The organism is Halalkalicoccus subterraneus (assembly GCF_003697815.1).
In the GTDB taxonomy this organism is placed as follows: Archaea; Halobacteriota; Halobacteria; order Halobacteriales; family Halalkalicoccaceae; genus Halalkalicoccus; species Halalkalicoccus subterraneus.
In genome coordinates this window covers 1-4,303 of sequence record NZ_RDQG01000050.1, presented here as the reverse complement: position 1 = coordinate 4,303, position 4,303 = coordinate 1, and the positions used below count along the sequence as shown (strand labels likewise).

The 4,303-nt window shown below is 66.7% G+C and carries 6 protein-coding genes; 5 read left to right on the top strand and 1 reads right to left on the bottom strand.

From position 1 onward, the window contains the following. The 5 genes from EAO80_RS12495 to EAO80_RS12475 all read left to right on the top strand — a co-directional run. On the top strand, nt 1–426 hold a 426-nt coding region (locus EAO80_RS12495; RefSeq protein ID WP_122090216.1), incomplete at its 5' end, for an AAA family ATPase. Between the two features lie 38 nt (nt 427–464). Then, complete coding sequence (locus EAO80_RS12490; RefSeq protein ID WP_122090215.1) at nt 465–932, top strand: pyruvoyl-dependent arginine decarboxylase; 468 nt, start codon at nt 465–467, stop codon at nt 930–932. 40 nt (nt 933–972) lie between these two features. Continuing rightward, a complete protein-coding gene (locus EAO80_RS12485; protein ID WP_122090214.1) occupies nt 973–1,716 on the top strand; it encodes a hypothetical protein in 744 nt (247 codons plus the stop codon). 52 nt (nt 1,717–1,768) lie between these two features. Beyond that, on the top strand, nt 1,769–2,155 hold the full coding sequence (locus EAO80_RS12480; RefSeq protein ID WP_122090213.1) for a DUF5811 family protein: 387 nt from the start codon (nt 1,769–1,771) through the stop codon (nt 2,153–2,155). A 4-nt stretch (nt 2,156–2,159) separates the two neighbouring features. Further along, on the top strand, nt 2,160–2,567 hold the full coding sequence (locus EAO80_RS12475) for a desampylase (RefSeq protein ID WP_211330703.1): 408 nt from the start codon (nt 2,160–2,162) through the stop codon (nt 2,565–2,567). Nucleotide 2,568: 1 nt separating this feature from the next. Here EAO80_RS12475 and infB read toward each other — a convergent pair. Continuing rightward, nucleotides 2,569–4,303: translation initiation factor IF-2 (infB, locus tag EAO80_RS12470; protein ID WP_245998609.1), on the bottom strand; the 1,735-nt coding region annotated here is incomplete at its 5' end.

The following is a 4,303-nucleotide window of genomic DNA, read 5'->3' as shown; positions in this document are numbered from 1 at the left end:
ACGTCGGGCGACGCGGAGGTCCAGCGCACGATGATGCAGCTGCTCAGCGAAATGGACGGCTTCGACGAGCGCGGGGAGATCCGCATCATCGCCGCCACGAACCGCTTCGACATGCTCGATCGCGCCATCCTCCGGCCCGGCCGGTTCGACCGGCTCATCGAGGTGCCCGAACCCGACGAGGAGGGCAGAACGCGGATCCTCGAGATCCACACCGCGGAGATGAACGTCGCCGAGGGCGTCGACTTCGAGGCGCTTTCCGAGGACACCGCCGGATTCAGCGGCGCGGAACTCGCGAGTCTCTGTACGGAGGCGGGGATGTTCGCAGTTCGCGACGACCGCACTGAAGTCCGGACGGAGGACTTCGAGGAGGCCCTCGAGAAGGTCTCCACCGATGCCGAGAACGACACCCGCTACTACGTCTACTGAATCGAACCCCCTTTGTCCGCGCCCGGCGGAGTTCGGGCATGGAGATCCGGATCGTTCGGGGAGCCGCATGCGCCCCCACGGAGATGGCTTCGTACGACGCCGCCCTCGCCGAGGCCAACGTCCACAACTACAACCTGACGCACGTTTCCTCCGTCATTCCCGCCGACGCGAGCGTCGAGTTCGTCGACCGCGCTCCCGATCTGGGCCCCGCCGGCGAGGGAGTGACGGTGGTCGAGGCCCGCGCGACGAGCGCCGAGGAACCCGTCAGTGCCGCCCTGGCGTGGGCGAACAGCGAAGAGGGGCCCGGGCTCTTCTACGAGGCGGCGGGCGAGGAGCCAGTCGAGCGGACGGAGACCCGCGTCGAATCGGGACTGACTGCGGGCCAGCTGCTCAGGGAGTGGTCGTTTTCCGAGCCCGAAATCGCCACCGTCCGCGCCGAACCCGACGAGGGCTACGCGACGGCGGTCGTCCTCGCGGTCTACGGTCGCAGCCGCCCGATCCGATAGGTTCGCCATAACTATCAGCCGTAGCCGTGTCCTTTTGTCCGTGAAACGCAGACGGTTCCTCGTCGGCGTCGGTGGAGCGGCCGCGCTCGCCGGCTGTCTCGAGAGCACGCGCGAGCGGTACCCCTGGCCCGTCATCGACGAGCAAGCGCTCTCGGAATGGGAACGGTACGGCGAACGCAGCGACCAGTACGACGTCACCTACCGAGGAATCGACGCGCTGTCGGTCCACGAGCGAACTCACACGTACGACCACAGTGAGACTCGCCGGTCCATCGCGGAGCTATCGCGCGGCGAGGTCGATCGCAGTTTCGCGCGCTTCGTCGCCTCGCGCATGACCCTCGAAGGGATCGGCCGGCGCTTTGCGACGCCCGAACGACTCGTCGACGACGCCATGGCCGGCGTCGAATCGGGGTTTCGAACTCGGGGACTCGAATCGATCGAGCGGGTCGACCCGGTCGATCCCCACCCCGAAATCGACGGCGAACTCGTCGAGTATCGGGCCGAGCGACCGCTCCCCTCGTTTTCGCGCGAGGTCAGCGTGGGCGGGTTCTCGACGACGGTCGAGTTCGCGGGAACGCCACTCGAGATGGAGGGGACCTTCGCGGTTTGGAAGCCCGAGGTGGAGACGGCCTACGTCGCTGGGGGCGTCTTCCCGGCTGCGGGTGCGCTCGAGGCACTCCTCCCCGAGGGGATCGGAACCGACGCGCTCGACGCGTTTGCTGGCCAGTTCGATTCCGCGCGGCTGCGCGAACGGGTCGTCTCGCTGGTCGAAGCGACCGGCTGACGGGCCGACGGGTTTTTGCTCCGTGGGGTCCTATCGAAGCCGACTCGATTCTATGAACGGAAACACGCCGTACGCTGGGTTGCCGGAGACGACGAACGCCGGCCAGCAGATGCCCGACGAGCTTCCCGAACTCACGGCGGATCAACGCCGGACGCTTCGGGCCGACCTCTCGGAAATCACCCGACGGGTCCGGGCGTATCTCCCCGACGAGTACGTCGTCGGCGCGGAAGTCAGCCAGGGGCAAAGCGGGCCCGAGGCGATGGTCGCGGTCCAACCGCCCATTGGCCACCCGATCAGCGCCGGGTTCGAACCCGACCTGGACGCAGAGGAGTACATCACCGAGAACGACCGCGAGGAAGTCGCCCGCGGGCTGGCCGCCAGCGCCGCCCTCCAGGTCAAACACGCGATCAACGACGACATCTCGCCGACCGCGCGATAGCGCGGTGACCACCGTGACGCCGCTCCTCTCGTTCTCGCGCGGCGCGTACGACTCGGTTCTCGCTCACGCTCGCGCGGGCGCGCCCGAGGAGGTCTGTGGCGTACTCGGCGGTGAGGGAGAGACGGTCACCTCGGCGGACCCGGTCCCGAACGTCGCGGACTGCCCGACGAGGCGCTACGAGATCGATCCCGAAGAACAGCTGCGAGCGATCGAGGCCGTCGAATCCGACGGCGAACTCCTCGGCTTCTATCACTCCCATCCTGAGGGTCCTTCGGAGCCGAGTGCGACGGACCGCGCGCAGGCGACGTGGGCCGACACCTACTACGTCATCGTCTCGCTACCGGAGGAGTCGGTCACGGCGTGGTACTGGACCGGCGAGGAGTTCCTCGAACGCGCCGTCGAAATCGACTGAGTTACTTGCCCCAGAAGGGGTCGCGCCGTCGTTGCTTGTCGAGGTACATCTGGAGGACTTCGCGTTCGTCGGCCGGGATGTCCTCGGTGAGCTCCTGTTCGAGGATCTTCGCGTGTTTCTCGGGGATCTCGATCCAGAGTTCGTCGCCCTCCTCGATCTGTCTCCCCACCGTCGGGCCGTCGATAGCGACACTGACGCGTTTGCCCTGGCGGGCCTCGTCGACGTCGTCGCCCTGTTCCTGAATGCCCTTGATCTGGCCGACCCGCTTCGGTTCGTTGCCTTCGAACTTCGCGACCTGGGCGTTGTTCCGGACGGTACCACCCAAGACCTCGACGCCGACGACGGCGGGGTCGTTCTGTCGGAACGTGTGGTCCATCAGCAGCTGGAACCGGCCGGGTCGGGTGATGTTCTCCAGGATGGTTTCTTGTTGGGCGCGACGCGAATCTTCGACGAACTCGTCGTATTCCTCGACGAGCTGGTAGATCACGTCGTCGCGGAAGATCCGCACCTCGTTGTCGTCGGCGTGATGCTTCGCGTCGCCGAGAAGCTCGACGTTGAACCCCAGTATGGTTTGGTGGATCGGCTCGTCGGCCGTGCTCGCGACCGAGACGTCCCGCGGGGCGATGTCGCCCACCTCCGCGCGCATGATCGGGATCTCGGCTTCGGCCAGCGCGTTTGCCATCGCTTCCAAGCTTCCGAGGGTATCGGCCTTGACGACGACGCCCTCCTCTTCGGTGCTCACTTCGACTTCGGCCAGTTCGGCTTCGACCTCCGCGATCACGTCGTCGATCTCGCGGTCCCGAACCACGCGAACGGGTGCGCCGGCCATCGCGTCCTCCAGATCTGGTGCTGCGATCTTCAACCCGGCGGCGGCCCCGACCTCATTGACCCGATCGAACCGGCTTTCGGCGCGGATCTCCGCCAACGGGCGGGGCTGGAGCAGCGCGCGCACGTCGGTGACGATCGGCTCGTGGGTCCCGCCGACGACGATGGTCTCGTCCTCGCGAACCGTGCCGTCGTAGAGCACCACGTCGACGGTCGCGCCGAAGCCCTTCTCGTCTTTGACCTCCAATACGGTGCCCGCACCCGGGCCCGCGATGTCGATCGCCATCGCCTCCTTCATGTAGCGCTGGGAAAGGCCCATGAGTACCGTGAGGAGGTCGGGAATGCCTTCGCCGGTCATGGCGCTGACGGGGACGACCCCGACGTTCTTCTGGAAGTCCTGGACCCGCCAGTAGAGGTCGGCCGAGAAGCCGTGATCCGAGAGCTCGCCGATGAGCTCGTAGAGTCGTTCGTCGAGTCGGGAGCGCGCCCGGTCGCTCTGGGCGTCGTAGGTCTGCTGGACGGGACTGTCCTCTTGGGGGTTCCAGCCCGCAACGGTGTCGATCTTGTTCGCGGCGACGACGAATGGCGTCGAGGAGTTCTGGAGGATGTCGATCGCCTCGATGGTCTGGGGCTGGAAGCCGTCGGTGACGTCGACGACGAGGATCGCGATGTCCGCGAGCGCGCCCCCCCGCGAGCGTAGCGTGGTAAACGAGTGGTGGCCCGGCGTATCGATGAAGAGCAAGCCCGGAAGATCGAAGTCGTCGGGATCGACGAGGCTACCTGCGACCCGCGAGACGGTCTCTAAGGGAACGGCTGTCGCCCCGATATGTTGGGTGATCGCGCCGGCCTCGCCCTCGATCACCGCCGAGCCGCGGATCTTATCGAGCAAGCTGGTCTTCCCGTGATCGACG